This is a genomic window from Arthrobacter sp. TJ-265, from assembly GCF_058269135.1.
On sequence record NZ_JBZCND010000001.1, the window covers coordinates 1,565,884 to 1,582,619 of the forward strand.

Genomic DNA, 16,736 nt, shown 5'->3' on the forward strand with positions numbered 1-16,736 from the left:
CTGCCCCAGGGGCTTCCGGAGCAGCTCCGCGGATCAGCCCTCGACGGCGGCCTTCGGCCGGGCGTCCACGCCGGCCTCCTTGCGCTGCTGCGCCGTGATCGGTGCGGGCGCCGCGGTCAGCGGATCGAACCCGCCGCCGGACTTCGGGAACGCGATGACGTCGCGGATGGAGTCGGTCCCCGCGAGGAGCGAGACCACGCGGTCCCAGCCCAGGGCGATGCCGCCGTGCGGGGGCGCGCCGTACTTGAAGCCCTCGAGGAGGAAGCCGAACTTCTCCTGCGCTTCCTCCTTGCCGAGGCCCATGACCGCGAACACGCGCTCCTGCACATCGCGCTGGTGGATGCGGATGGATCCGCCGCCGAGCTCGTTGCCGTTGCAGACGATGTCGTAGGCGTAGGCGACGGCGTTCTCCGGATCGGTGTCGAACGTGTCGAGGAACTCGGGCTTCGGGGACGTGAAGGCGTGGTGGACGGCCGTCCACGCACCGCCTCCGACGGCGACGTCCCCCGCGGCGACGGCGGCGGAGGCGGGCTCGAACATGGGGGCGTCGACGACCCACACGAAGGCCCAGTCGCCCTCCCTGATGAGCCCCGTGCGGCGGCCGATCTCGACGCGGGCGGCACCGAGGATGGCGCGCGACGACGACCGGTCGCCGGCCGCGAAGAAGATACAGTCGCCCGGGCTCGCCCCGGTCGCGCCGGCCAGGCCCTCGCGCTCGGCGTCGGTGAGGTTCTTCGCGACGGGCCCGCGGAGGCTGCCGTCGTCGTCGATCAGGACGTAGGCGAGGCCCTTGGCGCCGCGCTGCTTGGCCCATTCCTGCCAGGCGTCGAGCTGCCGCCGCGGCTGGGACGCGCCGCCGGGCATGACGACGGCGCCCACGTAGGGTGCCTTGAAGACGCCGAAGCCGGTGTCCTTGAAGAACTCGGTCAGCTCGGTCAGCTCGAGCCCGAAGCGGAGGTCCGGCTTGTCCGAGCCGTATTTCGCCATCGCCTCGGCGTAGGTCATGCGGCGGATCGGGAGGGGGATCTCGACGTCGATCAGCTTCCAGAGCGCGGCGACGAGCTGCTCGCCGAGGGCGATGATGTCGTCCTCCTCCACGAAGCTCGCCTCGATGTCGAGCTGGGTGAACTCGGGCTGGCGGTCCGCGCGGAAGTCCTCGTCGCGGTAGCAGCGCGCGAGCTGGTAGTACTTCTCGAACCCGCCGACCTGCAGGAGCTGCTTGAACAGCTGCGGGGACTGCGGGAGCGCGTACCAGGAGCCGGGCGCCAGGCGCGCGGGCACCAGGAAGTCGCGGGCGCCCTCCGGGGTGGAGCGCGTGAGCGTGGGGGTCTCGATCTCCACGAACCCGTCCGCGTGCAGCAGCTCGCGGGCGATCCGGCTGGCCTCGGACCGGAGGCGCAGGTTGGCCTGGGGGCCGGGACGCCGGAGGTCGAGGTAGCGGTGGCGCAGGCGCGCCTCCTCGCCCACCTCGACGTGCTCGTCGATCTGGAACGGCAGGGGGTCCGAGGTGTTGAGGATGGTCACGGTGTCCGCGATGACCTCGATCGCGCCGGTGGGGAGGGCGGGGTTCTCGTTGCCCTCGGGGCGCTGCTGCACCTCGCCGACGATCTGCAGGACGTACTCGTTGCGGAGCGACGAGAACACGTCCTCCTCGCGGACGACGACCTGCGCGACGCCGGAGGCGTCCCGGAGATCGAGGAACGCGACGCCGCCGTGATCCCGGCGACGGGCGACCCATCCCGCCAGGGTGACCGTTTGTCCTACGTGCTCGGGCCGAAGCGAGCCGAGTTCATGCGTGCGGAGCACAGCATTCCTTCCCACAGATACGTTCGATGAGTCGCAGGCGAGCCTCGCCTGCCTAGAGTTGGTTCAAACCGGTCCAACTTTACCGGTCCGGTCCGGACCGGCGGACAGCCCGTTCCGGAACCACCGCCTTCCGCAACCACCGCGCTCCGCAACCACTGCATTCCGCAACCACCGAGGAGGACCGTGACCCAGCCACCGGGACTGCGCCGTGCCATGGGCGGCTTCGACGCGACGACGGTCGGCGTCGGTGCGATGATCGGCGCCGGCGCGTTCGTCGTCTTCTCCCCCGCCGGCGCCGCGGCGGGGACGCAGCTGCCCCTCGCCGTCGTCATCGCCGGCTTCGTCGCGTACTGCAACGCGGCGGCGACGGCCTCGCTCGCCGTCCGTTATCCCTCCAGCGGAGGGACCTACGTGTACGGCAGGGAGCAGCTGGGGCCCTGGCCCGGGTTCCTGGCCGGGTGGGGCTTCGTCACCGGGAAGCTGGCCTCCTGCGCGGCCATGGCCCTCACCTTCGGCCTGTACGCGGCGCCGGGAGCGGAGAAGGCCGCCGCCGTGGCCGCCGTCGTCGGCCTGACGGCGGTGAACCTCCTCGGGGTCACGCGCACGGCCCTCGCGACGCGCGTCATCGTCTCCCTCGTGGTGCCCGTGCTGGCCTTCGTCGTCGTCGTGGCGTTCACCGCCCCTGCGGCCGGCTCCGCTGCCGGCTCCGGGGGGACGGGCGGCGTGGGCGGCGTACTGCAGGCCGCGGCCCTGCTGTTCTTCGCGTTCGCAGGCTATGCGCGCATCGCGACCATGGGTGAGGAGGTGCGGAAACCGCGCCGGAACATCCCGAGGGCGATCTTCGGCGCGCTCGGCTTCACCCTCGTGCTGTACCTGCTCCTGGCGCTCTCGCTGCTGCATGCCCTCGGCCCGGAGGCCCTCGCCGGCTCGACGGCGCCGCTGCGCGACGTCGTCGACGCGGGGTCGCCGCCCGGAGATTCTGCCGGCGTGCTCGACACGGTGGTCGTCCTGGCGGCAGCACTCGCGAGCCTCGGTGCGCTGCTCGCCCTGATCGCCGGCGTCGGCCGCACCAGCCTCGCCATGGCCCGCAACGGGGACCTGCCGTCGGTACTCTCCCGCATCTCGACGCGCTTCGCGGTGCCCTGGGCGGCCGATGTCGCGACCGCCGTCGTCGTCGTGGTCCTGCTGCTCGCCACGGACGTACTGACCGTCGTCGGGTTCTCCAGCTTCGGGGTGCTCGTGTACTACGCGATCGCGAACATCGCCGCCTTCACGCTGCCCGACCGGCAGTGGTACGCCCCGCGCTGGCTCAACGTCGTCGGGGCGGCGGCCTGCCTCGTGCTCGCGTTCACGCTGCCGGCGACGTCGGTGCTGACCATGCTCGCGGTGCTCGCCGTCGGAATCGCCGTGCGCGCCGCGGTCCTGGCACGGCGTCGCCGCCGGCCCTGACGGGCGCGACGGGCCCCCCGCCGCCGCCGTGCACCCGGCACGGCGGCCCCGCCGGGCGGTCACCCGGCCGGGCCGGGCGCCTCAGGCCCGCGCGACGACGGGAAGCAGGTCCGCCGCAGGTGGCGTCCACGAGGACGGGTCCGCCGCCACCTGGTCGCCGGACCGGATGTCCTTCACCTCGTGGGAGCCGTCCGGGGAGGTGAACCACACGAACGGGATGCCGCGGCGGTCGGCGAACTTGATCTGCTTCCCGAACTTCTCGGCGGTCGCGGCCACCTCGGCGGAGATCCCGCGGCTCCGGAGCGCTGTTGCGACATCCTGGGCCTGCGACCAGGCGTCGTCGTCCGCGAGGGTCACCAGGACCGCCGTGGGGACCGCCCGGGAGACCGTGGCGAAGCCCTGGCTGAGGATGCGCGACACGATCCGGGTGACGCCGATGGACAGCCCGACGCCGGGGAAGGTGCGGTTGCCCTTGCGGGCGAGCGCGTCGTAGCGGCCGCCCGAACAGATGGACCCGAGACCCTCGTGCCCGTCGAGCACCGTCTCGTAGACGGTCCCGGTGTAGTAGTCGAGTCCGCGGGCGATGCTGAGGTCCGCGACCACCCGGCCCGGCGCGCGGCGCGACGCCTCGCCCACGACCTGCCGGAGCTCCTCGAGTCCTTCCTCGAGGAGCTCGTTCGTGACGCCGAGCTCACGGACGCGCGCCACGAAGGACGTGTCCGCGGTGCGGATGCCCGCGAGCTCCAGCGCCAGGCGCACCTGCTCGTCGTCCGCTCCGATCTCGTCGCGCAGCAGCGCGCCCACTTTGTCGGGGCCGATCTTCTCGAGCTTGTCGATGCTGCGCAGGACCGCCGCCGTGTCCTCGAGCCCGATCGCCCGGTAGAACCCCTCGGCCAGCTTCCGGTTGTTGACCCGGAGGGTGAAGTCGGGGATCGGGAGGGCGCCGAGCGCCTCGACGACGGCGAGAGCGAGCTCGACGTCGTACCGGAACGGCAGGACGCCGTCGCCGACGACGTCGATGTCCGCCTGCGTGAACTCGCGGGCGCGGCCCTCCTGCGGCCGCTCGCCGCGCCAGCACTTCTGGATCTGGAACCTGCGGAACGGGAAGGCGAGGTGGCCGGCGTTCTCGACGACGTAGCGCGCGAACGGCACGGTGAGGTCGTAGTGGAGCGCCAGTCCGCTCTCCGAGGCGGACGCCTCCTCGGCCTGCAGGCGGGAGACCGCGTAGACCTCCTTGTCGATCTCGCCCTTGCGGAGGAGGTGGTCCACGGTCTCGACGGCGCGGGTCTCGATGCTGGAGAACCCGTGCAGCTCGAACGTGCGCTGCAGCACCTCCAGCACGTGGAGCTCGATCAGGCGCTCCTCGGGGAGCCACTCGGGAAAGCCTGACAGTGATGCCTTGCGGGCCATTGGGGGATCTCCTCCTGCACGGGGTTTCCGGTCCTCGCCCGACGACGGGACGATCCGGTTCTGCGGCCTCAATCCTAGGTGCCGGGCACCCTCCGCGGGAAAAGCCCGGGCCGCGTCGGGGCGGCTCGTCCAGCCGGGGCGGCCTCCTCCCGCCATGCCGCGGAATGGGGGCCAGTGGGTAAAGTAGCCTCAGGGCAGGTTCCCGGAGGTCAGGTCAGGGCGGGGTGCGCAGCGAGGTCGGCCGGAAGGCCCTTGCCGCCGGACCCCGGCCACCATGACCGACGGACTCCTGGACCCTGCATGCAATGGCCCTGGCGCGGTTCACGGCCATCCGACGAGCGAAAGACTTCTAGCGGTGACAGACAGTCAGCAATCCGACGACACGACCATCGGCCAGGACCCGCAGCAGGACGCTGCGGCAGGCGACGGTACCAGTGCAGCATCCGTAGCGGCAGAGCCGGGTGCGGCAGCAGAGGAACCAGCAGCGGCATCGGTGGCACAGGAGCCGGCCGAACCCGCAGTCCCCTCGGACGCCGCGGTGTCCGGGACGACCGCGGAGGAAGCAGCCGCGCCCGCCGAGGAGGCACCCGCCGGGGAGCCCGCCGCTCCGGAGGCCGTGGCGGACGAGGCACCCGCCGAGGAAACACCCACCCCGGCGGACGAGGCAGCCGCCGAGGACGTGCCCGCCGCCGCTGCGCCCTCCGCCGCCGAGGCAGCCCCACTGAGCACCCCGTCACCGCAGCCGTCCGGTCCCCGCCCACCGCTTCCCACGAAGATGGCGCCGAGGCCGCTCAAGAAGGCCGCGACGCCGGTGGCGGCGCCCGTCGCCCACAGCACGCCGCTTGCCGAGGCCGCCAGGTTCGCGCGCGTCGAGGAGGACGGCCACGTCTTCCTGCTCGTCGACGGCGAGGAGTACCCGGTCGGCCAGTACCCGGATGCGACCCGCGAGGAAGCCCTCGCCTATTTCGTGCGCAAGTACGACGACATCGTGAGCCAGGTGGCACTCCTCGAGCAGCGGGTGCAGGCCAAGGCGCCGGCGTCGGACATGGCCAAGACGGCCAAGCATCTGCGCGCGCAGGTCGGCGAACGCAAGGTGGTCGGTGATGTCCTCGCACTCGAGGCGCGCATCGACGCCCTGCTCGAGGCGATCGCGGGTCTGGAGAAGGCCGAGCGCGCCATCCAGGACGAGCTGAAGGCCAAGGAACTCGCGGCTCGCGAGGCGATCGTGGCGGAGGCGGAGGACCTCGCCGGCCGCGACCCCTCCACCGTGCAGTGGAAGGCCAGCAGCACCCGGATGAACGAACTGTTCGAGCTCTGGAAGGCCGCCCAGAAGAACGGGCCGAGGCTCGGACGCGGCACGGAGGATTCGCTGTGGAAGCGCTTCCGGTCCGCCCGCACCGTCTTCGACCGTCACCGTCGCGCCTACTTCTCGCAGCTGGACAGCGACAACGCCGAGGCCAAGCAGGCCAAGGAGGCGCTCATCAAGCGCGCCGAACAGCTGTCCGGGTCGACGGACTGGGGCCAGACCGCGGCCGAGTACCGCCATCTGATGGACGAGTGGAAGGCGTCCAAGCGCGCGAGCCGCAAGGACGACGACGCCCTGTGGGCCCGCTTCCGTGCTGCCCAGGACCGCTTCTTCGAGGCCCGGAAGGCCGCGAACGAAGCCGTCGACGAGGAGTACGCGGGGAACCTCGAGGCGAAGGAGGCCCTGCTGCGGGAAGCCCAGCAGATCCTGCCGATCAGGGACCTCGCCGCCGCGAAGAAGGCGCTGCAGTCGGTCCGCGACCGATGGGACGAGGCAGGCAAGGTCCCGCGCGCCGACATGGGGCGCATCGACGCGGGCCTCCGCAAGGTGGAGGACGCCGTCAAGGCCGCCGACGACGAGCACTGGACGAAGACGAACCCCGAGACGAAGGCGCGCACCAACAGCGCCCTGAGCCAGCTCGAGGCGACCATCGCCCAGCTGAAGGACGATCTGGCCGGCGCGGAACGCGCCGGGGATGCCAAGAAGATCGCCTCGGCCCGGGAGGCGCTGGCCGCACGGGAGCAGTGGCTCGACATGCTGCAGAGGTCGGCGCAGGACTTCTCCTAGCCGGGCCCCCGCGAAGGCCCTCCCGCACCCTTGTCCACATCGGTGCGGGAGGGCTTTCGCGTGGGCGGGGCAGTCCCCATGCTGAGGTGATGGCTCCCCTGCACGGCCCCTCCGCCGCGGTACCTCCCGAACGCTACCCGGGAGCGGCGCACCCTCCGGTCACCTCGACGGGGGGGCGCGCTCTTCCACGCGGGAGAGATCTTCACCGCGGCGGAGTTGCAGGCCATGCGCCTGGAGGGCCTGGTGCGCCTCGTGATCGGCGGGTCCTACCTTCGCAGCGACTTCCGGGAGGATCCCACCGTCAGGTCGCAGGCCGCCGCGCGGTGCATTCCGCGGCCGGTGCGGGCCCGTGTGGCGCTGGGACGCTCCTGCGCGGCCTGGATCTACGGGTGCGCCCCTCCTCCGGCCGTGATCAGCCTCGTGACGGATCACCGGCGTCGCACCACGGCGTTGCCGCCCTTCAGCTCCGCCGTGATGCATCAGGTGGCGCTCGGACCGTTCGACGTGAACACGGTGGGCGGGGTGCCTGTGACCACCCCGCTACGCACCGCCCTGGACATCGCGGTGCACGGCGAGGACCGCGACGCGGTGGACATCCTGCGGGCGATCGGTCGGGACCGGACCCTGGACTGCCCGCTCCGCCTCGTGGAGGCCGCGCTCCTGAGCGTATCCAGGGTGCCCGGGAAGACGCGCGCCCTGTCGAGGGTGCGGGGAGCCCGGCGACCGGCGGACGCCACGGGATGAGCGGGCACGGAGCGAACCCGTGCGGGCCCGGCCGTTCGCCCGCACCGGACGAATGGCAACCGCGCGCCCTGCCGCCGTCAGGGCCTGCGCTGGGAGCCTGTGGTCCGGTAGACGTCGAACACACCGTCGATGCGCCGGACGGCGCTGAGGATGTGGCTGAGGTACTTGGGGTCGCCCATCTCGAACGCGAAGCGGGACATCGCCACGCGGTCCGAGGACGTGTTCACGTTGGCCGCGAGGATGTTCACGTGGTTCTCGGCGAGCACGCTCGTGACGTCGGAGAGCAGGCTCTTGCGGTCGAGGGCCTCGACCTGGATCTCGACCAGGAACACGCTCGACTGCGTGGGAGCCCAGTCCACGGGCACGATCCGGTCGGGTTGATCGCGCAGCTCCTGCACGTTGCGGCAATCGGTCCGGTGCACCGAGACGCCCGAGCCGCGGGTGACGAACCCGATGATGGGATCCGGCGGGACGGGGGTGCAGCAGCGGGCGAGCTTCACCCAGACGTCGCCGACGCCGCGGACGGTCACGCCCGAGTCGGAGAACTTCGGCCGGCGGGGCTGCGCCGGGACCACGGTCTCGGCGATGGTCTCCTCGGCCCCCTCGTGCCCGCCCATGAGCGCCACGAGGTGCTCGATGACGTTCTGGGCGGAGGTGTGCCCGTCGCCGACAGCGGCGTACAGCGCCGAGATGTCCTGGTGGTGGAGCTCCTCGGCCACGGTCATCAGGGCGGTGTGCGTCATCATGCGCTGCAGGGGCAGGTTCTGCTTGCGCATGGCGCGCGTCAGCAGGTCCTTGCCCTTGTCCACGGCCTCCTCGCGCCGCTCCTTGGTGAACCACTGCCGGATCTTGTTCCGGGCGCGCGGACTCTTGACGAAACCCTGCCAGTCCTGGCTCGGCCCCGCCCCCTCGGCCTTCGAGGTGAAGATCTCCACGGAGTCGCCGTGGTTGAGCTCGCTGTTGAGCGGGACGAGCTTCCCGTTCACCCTCGCCCCGATGGTCCGGTGGCCCACCTCGGTGTGCACCGCGTAGGCGAAGTCCACGGGCGTCGATCCGGCCGGCAGCGCCATGACCTCGCCCTTCGGGGTGAAGACGAAGACCTCCCGGGCGTTGATCTCGAACCGCAGGGAATCGAGGAACTCGTTCGGGTCCGAGGTCTCCTGCTGCCAGTCGACGAGGCTGCGCAGCCACCCCATGTCCCCGCCGTCCTGCGCCTCGAGCTGCCGGCCGCCGCTCTTGTACTTCCAGTGCGCGGCGACGCCGTACTCGGCACGGCGGTGCATGTCGTGGGTCCGGATCTGGATCTCGACGGGCTTGCCGCCCGGACCGATCACGGTGGTGTGCAGCGACTGGTACATATTGAACTTCGGCATCGCGATGTAGTCCTTGAACCGCCCGGGCAGCGGGTTCCAGCGGGAATGCAGCGAGCCGAGGGTCGCATAGCAGTCGCGCACGCTGTCCACCAGGACGCGCACGCCCATCAGGTCGTGGATGTCGTCGAAGTCCTTACCGCGGACGATCATCTTCTGGTAGATGGAGTAGTAGTGCTTGGGCCGCCCCGTGATCGTCGCCTTGATCTTGACGGTGCGCAGGTCCTCCTCGATCTGGTTCCGGACGAGGCTGAGGTGCTTCTCCCGCTCGGGGGTCCTGTCCCCCACCATGCGGACGATCTCCTCGTACACCTTCGGGTGCAGGGCCGCGAAGGAGAGGTCCTCGAGCTCCCACTTGATGGTGTTCATGCCCAGCCGGTGCGCGAGCGGCGCGAAGATCTCGAGGGTCTCCCGGGCCTTCTTGGCGGAGGAGGCGGGCGAGACGAAGCGCCACGTGCGGGCGTTGTGCAGCCGGTCGGCGAGCTTGATGACGAGAACCCGGATGTCCTTCGCCATGGCGACGACCATCTTGCGCACCGTCTCGGCCTGCGCGGCGTCCCCGAAGGACACCTTGTCGAGCTTGGTCACGCCGTCCACGAGCATGGCCACCTCGGGCCCGAAATCGCGCTTGAGCTCCTCGAGGGTGTACGAGGTGTCCTCGACGGTGTCGTGCAGCAGGGCCGCGGCCAGCGTGGTGCCGGTCATGCCCAGCTCGGCCAGGATCGTGGCGACCGCGACGGGGTGGGTGATGTACGGGTCGCCGCTCTTGCGCGTCTGACCCTCGTGGCTGCGCTCGGCGACGAGGTAGGCCCGCTGGATGAGGTCGAGGTCTTCCTTGGGATTGTTGGCCCGGACGGTGCGCAGGAGCGGCTCGAGGACGGGCGAATAGCCGGAGGAGCCGCGGCCGGTGAGCCGCGCGATGCGCGCGCGGGTCCGTCCACGCCTGCCGGGGGCCACCTGGTCGGCGCTCGCGGCGGACGGCGCGGAGGTCGGCGATTCGGGCTGCACGAGGCCCCGGGGCGCTCCCGGGCGCGCGACGTCCGTGGCGATCGGGCCCTGTCCCCCCGCTGTGGGGGTGCCCGCGCCGCCGTCGGACCCTCCCGTAGGGTTCACCGCTTCAGCCATGTGCCATCCCTCAATCTCGATCCCGGGCCCGGGGAGGACCCGCGATGCCACCGGTCATGCGACGGTCCAATTCTAGCCGGGCCCGGAACGTCGTCGGCCGCAGGCGGCCCGGACGGGTCTCCTGCGGCCGACGACGGTGCCGGCGCGGTCGGCGGCTCAGGTCGAGGCTGCCGCCAGGGAACGCCGGGCGAGGACCTTCTCCTCCTGCTTCTTCAGCTCCGGTTCGTTGAGCCGGAGCGCGGCGTAGAGCGGCGCGGCGATGAAGATGGTGCCGAGCGTACCGAGGATGATGCCGATGAACAGGGCCAGCGACAGGTCCTGGAGGGTACCGGCGCCGAGCAGGAAGGCCCCGATGAAGAGGATCGAGGCGACCGGGAGGATCGCGACGACGGACGTGTTGATGGACCGGACGAGCGTCTGGTTCACCGCGAGGTTGACCTGTTCGGCGAAGGTGCGCTCGGTGGACGTCTTCATGTCCGCGGTATTCTCCCGGATCTTGTCGAACACCACCACCGTGTCGTACAGGGCATAGCTCAGGATCGTCAGGAAGCCGATGATCGCCGAGGGCGTGACCTCGAAGTCGCTCAGCGAGTAGAGCCCGGCGGTGAGGACCATGACGACGACCAGGGCGGCCATCGCGGCGAGTGCCATCTTCCAGGTGCGGAAATAGAGCGCCATGAGGATCGCGGCCAGGAGGACGAACACCCCGAACCCGATCAGGGCCTGCCGGCTGACGTCCTCACCCCAGGTGGGCCCCACGTAGCTGGAGGTGACCTGGTCCTCGCCCACACCGTACCCGTCGGCGAGGTTGCCCCGGACGCTCAGCGTCTCGTCGTCCGAGAGGCGCTCCGTCTGGACGCGCATGGTGTCGCCGGCGATGTTGGTGACGCGCGGCACGGCCTCGGGGACGACGTCCGTCACGGCCTGTTCGCCGATCGCGGGGTCCGTGTCCTGGGTGGAGGACACCGTGAACTCCGAGCCTCCCCGGAAGTCGATGCCCAGGTTGAAGCCGCCCTTGACCACCGGGATGATGATCGAGATCAGGAGGGCGATCCCGGCGATCAGGAACCAGAGGTTCCGCTTCGCGACGAAGGGGTAGGAGCGCTTCCCCGAGTACAGCTCGTTGCCGAAGGTGGCGAAGTTCGTGCGGCTCATTCGTTGGTCTCTTTCTGGGAAGAACCGGTGCGGCCCGCGAGGGCCTTCTGCTGTTCCGCACGCCGACGCTCGGCGATCGTCAGGCGCCGCTCGGCCTCGGCCGATGCGCCCTTGTTCTTGGTCCGGGCGACGACGACCGGCTTCACGGTGCCCTCTCCCGGCTGGCGGAGGCGGCCGGCACCGCGGTACAGGGGGATCCCTCCGAGGCGGCTCGGATCCAGGCCGGACCACGGGTGGCCCTCGCCGAAGAACTTCGTCCTCGCGAGGAGCCGGAGGACCGGGTGGGTGAAGAGGAAGACCACGATGAGGTCGGCGATCGCGGTGAGGCCGAGGGTGAACGCGAAGCCACGGACGTTGCCGACGGCGACGAAGAAGAGAACGAGCGCGGCCAGCAGGTTCACCGCCTTTGAGGCGAGGACGGTGCGCTTCGCGCGCCGCCACCCGTTCTCGACGGCGGAGACGAGTCCGCGTCCCTCCCGCAGCTCGTCGCGGATGCGCTCGAAGTAGACGATGAACGAGTCGGCGGTCTGGCCGATGGCGACGATGAGGCCGGCGACGCCGGCGAGCGAGAGACGGTAGTTCTCCGTCCAGCCGAGGATGCAGATGGCCAGGTAGGTCAGGACGCCCGCGACGACCAGTGAGGCGATGGTGACCAGGCCGAGGAGCCGGTACTGGAACATCGAGTAGGCGGCGACGAGCAGGAGGCCGATCAGGCCCGCGATGAGCCCGAGGCGCAGCTGGTCGGCGCCCAGGGTGGCCGAGATCTGCTGCTCGCTCTGGATCTCGAAGCTGATGGGCAGCGCACCGTACTTGAGCTGCTCCGCCAGGGCCGCCGCGGATTCCTCGGTGAAGTTGCCGCTGATCGAGGGGTTGCCGTCGGGGATGACGGCGTTGGTGGTGGGCGCGGACACGATCCGGCCGTCGAGGACGATCGCGAACTGGTTGCGGGGGTCGCCCTGCCCGATCGCGTAGAGGCGCTCGGTGACCTCGCGGAAGGTCTCGGTGCCCTCGTCGTTGAAGTCGATGTTCACGGCCCAGCTGTTGAGCGTCTGGCCTCCCTGGCTGCGCTCCAGTCCGTAGCTCGCCGTCGTGATGTCGGTTCCCGGCACTTCGACGGGGCCGAGGATGTACTTGCCCTGGGTATCGGGCTCGCACGCCACCATGGGCTCGTCGGCGGGCGCGGGCTCTTCCGCCGGCTCCAGTGCTGCCGGGTCGAGGCAGTTGAGGGCCTCGAACTCCTGGTACAGCTCGGGGGTGATCCAGTTGGGATCGCTCGCGTTCTGCGGCTCGGCGGCCGGCGTCGGGAGCTGGTCCTCCGGGGTGGGTGTCTCGGCGGCCGGGGCCTGGCCGGGACCACCGGCGAGGACCGGCCGGAATTCCATCTGGGCGGAGGCCTGGATGAGGTCGCGCGTCTGTGCGTCGGGGGTGCCCGGCAGCGAGACGATCACGTTCTGGCCGGACTGCGTGCTGATCTCGGCTTCCGCGACACCGGACCCGTCGACGCGCTGGCGGATGATCTCCACCGCCTGGTCGAGCTGTTCGGGCGTGATCTCGCTGCCGTCCTGGACCCGGGGGGCCAGGATCATCTGGGTTCCGCCCTCGAGGTCGAGGGCCAGGCGCGGGCTCCAGCTCGCGGTGCTCCAGTGGGCGCCCGCTCCCAGCAGGGTTGCGAGCAGTGCTGTCAGTACGCCCAGCCAGACTAGTGTCCGCTTGGCTGCCGTCCCGGTACCGGTACGAGGCATGGTGGGATGTCCTTATGCAGTGGCGCGTCGGCTGCGCCGGGTGATCGTGACGGCCTCGGTACGGGTACCGGGGCCCTACGAAATGCTAGTTGTCAGGATTCGCTTTGGGGTCGCGGGCGTCGCGCGCGTCGCGGTTTTCCCGCTGCGGGTCCCGGTTCAGGCGCTCCAGCGTCTCCTCGGGGCTCTCGACGCCGGACGTGGACCCCGGGGTCCCCGCAGCGGTGGAACCGCCGGCCGGGGTGCGGTCGACGCCGTCGATCGAGGACACGTCGTCGGGCACCGCGGTGGCGTCGTACCCGCTGCGATCGGCCGGATCCGCGACCGTCGCGTCCGCGTCCTGGGCGGCGACCGCCGGTTCCTGCTGGACCACCTTGGAGAGCGCCTGCGTGTGGACCGTGGCGAAGGTGCCCGGGGACAGCTCGAGGACGGCCTTGTTGTTCTCCTGGTCGATCGAGGCGATGGTCCCGAAGAGACCGAACTGGGTCATGACCTCGGTGCCGGGTTCCATCTGGGTGCGCATGTCCTTGACCTGCTGCTGCGCCTTCCGCTGCCTGCGGAACATGGTGAAGATGAGGAAGGCCAGGGCCAGCGGGAGCAGCAGACTGAAGATGTCGAATCCGCCGGTCTGTCCGGTCGTGGGTTGGGCGACTACATGTGCAAGCACTGGAGATCCGTTCCTGGGGCTGGGGTGTGAGTGGCAGGACTGTGCCACGGCACACATCGTGAGACACCAGTGTAGAGCCGTTTGCTGGGCGTCCCCGCGTCAGGAGTCCGGCTGGGCCCAGCTGTCGACGGTCGCCTCGGTGGCCATCAGGTCCTCGGGCGTGACGGAGAACAGGTCCTCGGGCATCGCGGCGGCGACGTTCGCGGGCATCTCGATCCCCAGGTGGCGCCACGCGGCGGCCGTCGCGATCCGGCCGCGCGGCGTGCGCCCGAGCATGCCCTCGCGGACCAGGTAGGGTTCGGCGACGGTCTCGACCGTCTCCGGTTCCTCGCCCACGGCGATCGCGAGCGTCGACAGGCCCACGGGTCCCCCGTTGAACTTGGTGATGAGCGCCGTGAGTACCGAGCGGTCCAGCCGGTCGAGTCCTCGGGCGTCCACCTCGTACATGTCCAGTGCCGCACTGGCGGACCGGGCGTCGATGAGGTCGACGCCGTGGACCAGCGCCCAGTCCCGGACACGCCGGAGGAGGCGGTTGGAGATACGCGGCGTGCCACGGGACCGGCCGGCGATCTCCGCGAACGCGGCCGAGTTGACCTTCATGTCCATGAGCATGGCGGAGCGGCGGAGTACGAGCTCGAGTTCATCGGTGGAGTAGAACTCGAGGTGCCCGGTGAAACCGAAGCGGTCGCGGAGCGGTCCGGGCAGGAGCCCCGCGCGCGTCGTGGCGCCGACGAGGGTGAAGGGCGGCAGCTCCAGCGGGATCGCGGTGGCGCCGGGCCCCTTGCCGACGATGATGTCGACGCGGAAGTCCTCCATGGCCATGTAGAGCATCTCCTCGGCGGGCCGGGACATGCGGTGGATCTCGTCGAGGAAGAGGACCTCGCCCTCCGTGAGGGAGGAGAGGATCGCGGCGAGGTCGCCGGCATGCTGGATCGCCGGCCCGGACGTGATGCGCAGCGGCGCGTTCATCTCGGCCGCGATGATCATCGCGAGCGTCGTCTTGCCGAGGCCGGGCGGGCCGGAGAGGAGCACGTGGTCCGCGCTGCGCCCGCGCAGGCGGGACGCCTCCAGGACGAGCGAGAGCTGCCGGCGCACGCGCTTCTGGCCCACGAAGTCGTCGAGGTTCTTCGGCCGGAGTGCCGCCTCGACGGCGCGGTCCTCGGGGTCGGCGGCGGGCGCGACGAGCGGCGCCTCCTCCTGCTGCTTGTCCGTCATGTGCCCACCTTCGTCCGGGCCGAGCTGCGGGCGCCGTCCTGGCCGAGCCGACGCAGCGTGAGTTTCAGGATCTGGCCCACGTCACCGGTCGCGGCGACCTCGGGCGCCTCGTCGACGGCGGCGTCGATCGCCGCGCCGGCGTCCTTCTCCGACCAGCCGAGGCCCATCATGGCGGTGAGGACCTGGCCCTGCCAGGTCTGCTTGGGCACCCCGGGCTTGGTGTCGAGCGGGACCAGCTTGCCGGCGAGCTCGAGGACGATCCGGCGGGCGCCCTTGGGTCCGATCCCGGACACCTTGCTGAACGCCTTGTCGTCGCCCGAGGCCGCGGCGATACGGATGGCCTCGGGCGTGTGGACGGCGAGGACGGCGAGTGCCAGGCGGGGCCCGACGCCGCTGACGGCCAGGAGTGTCTCGAAGACCTCGCGCTGGTCGGCGTCCTCGAAGCCGAACAGCGTCATCGAGTCCTCGCGGACGATCATGGCCGTGGCGACGCTTGCCTGCTCCCCCACGCGGAGCCCGGCGAGGGTCTGGGGGGTCGCCTGGACCTGCATGCCGAAGCCGTTGACGTCGAGGACGGCGGAGTGCAGGCCCACGTGGGTCACTGTTCCGCGCAGGGAACTGATCATGAAGGGCTCCAGGGGCACTTGCGGGCGGGACCGCCGGGCGTCCACCCGACGTCGAACATACGTTCTAATGCACTACGGTACCGGCGAAACGGCCCGCGATCGAGCCGCCACACCGGGTCCGCCGCCGGGCGGGGCCCGCCCAGCCCCGGCCTGCCCCTACCCCACGCCTCGATCCGGGCGGTGACTGCCCGCGCACCGGCGATCACAGGAGGGCCGGCGAGATCCCCACGACGGTGGGCGCCGGCAGGACGGCGGGTGCCGGGTCGGCGAGGACGGACACGTTCGGCCCGGCCCGACGAGGATCACGGGGACCCGCCGGCAGCGGCATAGGTCGGCAGGTACTCCTCGACCGCGTCCTCGAGCCAGGTCCACAGCCGCTCACGCCGATCCGTCGCGAACGTGACCGGTTCCGCTCGGGTGACCCGACCGATCTCCACATAGCCGCCGTTCAGCGACCCGTGCGCGTCCCCGAGAGCGAGCCGGACCGCGTGACGGGCGGTGGCCCGCGGGGTCGAGGCTCCCGGGAGGACGCTCATCGCCGGCATCAGGTACTTCCAGACCCAGTACATGGAGGCCGGCATGTCCCGGCCCAGCCCCGTCCCGGCGACCAGCCCGGGGTCGTACGTGTTCAGCCGACGCCCGGACGCGGCGAGGCGCTCCGCCCATTCGTGGGCCAGGGTCACCAGCGCGAGCTTGCTCGAGGCGTAGGCGACGCCCCCTTGCTCGCGTTCGTCGGCGAACCGCGTCGGGCCCTCCGACGGAGGGTCCGCCCGGGCGAGGTCTTCGGGATCCCGCCACTGCGGGTCCGGGACGAGGTTGAAGCTCGCCTGCTTGCCCCGATGGGTGGAGGAGCCCAGGAGGACCGCATGGGCGCGCGGGGCGAGGAGCGGTTCCAGCCCTCGCAGGAGCAGGTGCTGCGCGATCACGTTGACGGTGAAGGTCAGCTCGTGGCCCTGCGCTCCGGCACGCCGCCTGCTCGTGAACTGTGCGCCGGCGTTGAGGAGCACGACGTCGATGGGGTGCACCGCGCCCCGTCCCTGCGCCGTGTGGACCTGTTCGACCGCCGCGCGAACGGAGCCGAGGTCACCGAGATCGGCGCGTGCACCCGTGGCGACGACCCCGGCTGCACGCACGCGCTCGAGGGTGTTCTCGAGGCCCGCAGCATCCCGGGCAAGGAGGACGAGGCTCGGCCGTGAGGGATGCCCGAGAAGCTCTTCGAGCATCCGTGCCCCGATGCCGCTTGTGAAGCCGGTGAGCAGGATCGTGGGTGACGTGACGACAGTTTGTGTCATGGCGAAGACTATAGTTGATGTCACAAAGTGACACAAGGGTAGGATC

12 protein-coding genes are annotated in these 16,736 nt (G+C 70.9%); 3 read left to right on the forward strand and 9 right to left on the reverse strand.

Annotated features, from left to right (window positions below; translation table 11 throughout):
• Window positions 1–33: 33 nt before the first annotated feature.
• Window positions 34–1,806: an aspartate--tRNA ligase gene (aspS, locus tag AC4D2E_RS07450; protein WP_490952144.1), complete on the reverse strand. Its 1,773-nt coding sequence runs from the start codon at window positions 1,804–1,806 to the stop codon at window positions 34–36.
• 183 nt (window positions 1,807–1,989) lie between these two features.
• Between aspS and AC4D2E_RS07455 the strand changes: the two genes are divergently transcribed.
• The gene (locus tag AC4D2E_RS07455; protein ID WP_490952145.1) at window positions 1,990–3,255 is read left to right on the forward strand and encodes an APC family permease; all 1,266 of its coding nucleotides are present in this window, start codon (window positions 1,990–1,992) and stop codon (window positions 3,253–3,255) included.
• An 81-nt stretch (window positions 3,256–3,336) separates the two neighbouring features.
• Here the strand turns inward: AC4D2E_RS07455 and hisS are convergent, their stop codons facing one another.
• Complete coding sequence (gene hisS, locus AC4D2E_RS07460; RefSeq protein WP_490909228.1) at window positions 3,337–4,665, reverse strand: histidine--tRNA ligase; 1,329 nt, start codon at window positions 4,663–4,665, stop codon at window positions 3,337–3,339.
• A gap of 355 nt (window positions 4,666–5,020) precedes the next feature.
• On the opposite strand from hisS, the gene AC4D2E_RS07465 reads away from it, so the two are divergent.
• Together AC4D2E_RS07465 and AC4D2E_RS07470 are read left to right on the forward strand one after the other, a co-directional pair.
• Entirely contained in the window at window positions 5,021–6,757 is a 1,737-nt protein-coding gene (locus AC4D2E_RS07465) for a DUF349 domain-containing protein (protein ID WP_490952146.1), read from the forward strand.
• A gap of 225 nt (window positions 6,758–6,982) precedes the next feature.
• Window positions 6,983–7,501, forward strand: a complete 519-nt coding sequence (locus AC4D2E_RS07470; RefSeq protein ID WP_490952147.1) for a type IV toxin-antitoxin system AbiEi family antitoxin — start codon at window positions 6,983–6,985, stop codon at window positions 7,499–7,501.
• 77 nt (window positions 7,502–7,578) lie between these two features.
• Here AC4D2E_RS07470 and AC4D2E_RS07475 read toward each other — a convergent pair whose 3' ends face one another.
• From AC4D2E_RS07475 to AC4D2E_RS07505, 7 genes are all read right to left on the reverse strand, one after another.
• Window positions 7,579–9,996 (reverse strand): RelA/SpoT family protein, encoded by a 2,418-nt coding sequence (locus tag AC4D2E_RS07475; RefSeq protein ID WP_490952148.1) that lies wholly within the window; start codon window positions 9,994–9,996, stop codon window positions 7,579–7,581.
• 156 nt (window positions 9,997–10,152) lie between these two features.
• A complete protein-coding gene (gene secF, locus AC4D2E_RS07480) occupies window positions 10,153–11,151 on the reverse strand; it encodes a protein translocase subunit SecF (protein WP_104164589.1) in 999 nt (332 codons plus the stop codon).
• A complete protein-coding gene (secD, locus tag AC4D2E_RS07485) occupies window positions 11,148–12,893 on the reverse strand; it encodes a protein translocase subunit SecD (RefSeq protein WP_104164587.1) in 1,746 nt (581 codons plus the stop codon). The genes secF and secD overlap by 4 nt, the downstream gene beginning before the upstream one ends.
• An 85-nt stretch (window positions 12,894–12,978) precedes the next feature.
• Window positions 12,979–13,557: a preprotein translocase subunit YajC gene (gene yajC / locus AC4D2E_RS07490; protein ID WP_258069645.1), complete on the reverse strand. Its 579-nt coding sequence runs from the start codon at window positions 13,555–13,557 to the stop codon at window positions 12,979–12,981.
• 99 nt (window positions 13,558–13,656) lie between these two features.
• Window positions 13,657–14,772, reverse strand: a complete 1,116-nt coding sequence (ruvB, locus tag AC4D2E_RS07495; protein WP_104164583.1) for a Holliday junction branch migration DNA helicase RuvB — start codon at window positions 14,770–14,772, stop codon at window positions 13,657–13,659.
• On the reverse strand, window positions 14,769–15,398 hold the full coding sequence (gene ruvA, locus AC4D2E_RS07500; RefSeq protein WP_490909224.1) for a Holliday junction branch migration protein RuvA: 630 nt from the start codon (window positions 15,396–15,398) through the stop codon (window positions 14,769–14,771). The genes ruvB and ruvA overlap by 4 nt, the downstream gene beginning before the upstream one ends.
• A gap of 302 nt (window positions 15,399–15,700) precedes the next feature.
• Window positions 15,701–16,690 (reverse strand): SDR family NAD(P)-dependent oxidoreductase, encoded by a 990-nt coding sequence (locus tag AC4D2E_RS07505; RefSeq protein WP_490952149.1) that lies wholly within the window; start codon window positions 16,688–16,690, stop codon window positions 15,701–15,703.
• Window positions 16,691–16,736: the final 46 nt, after the last annotated feature.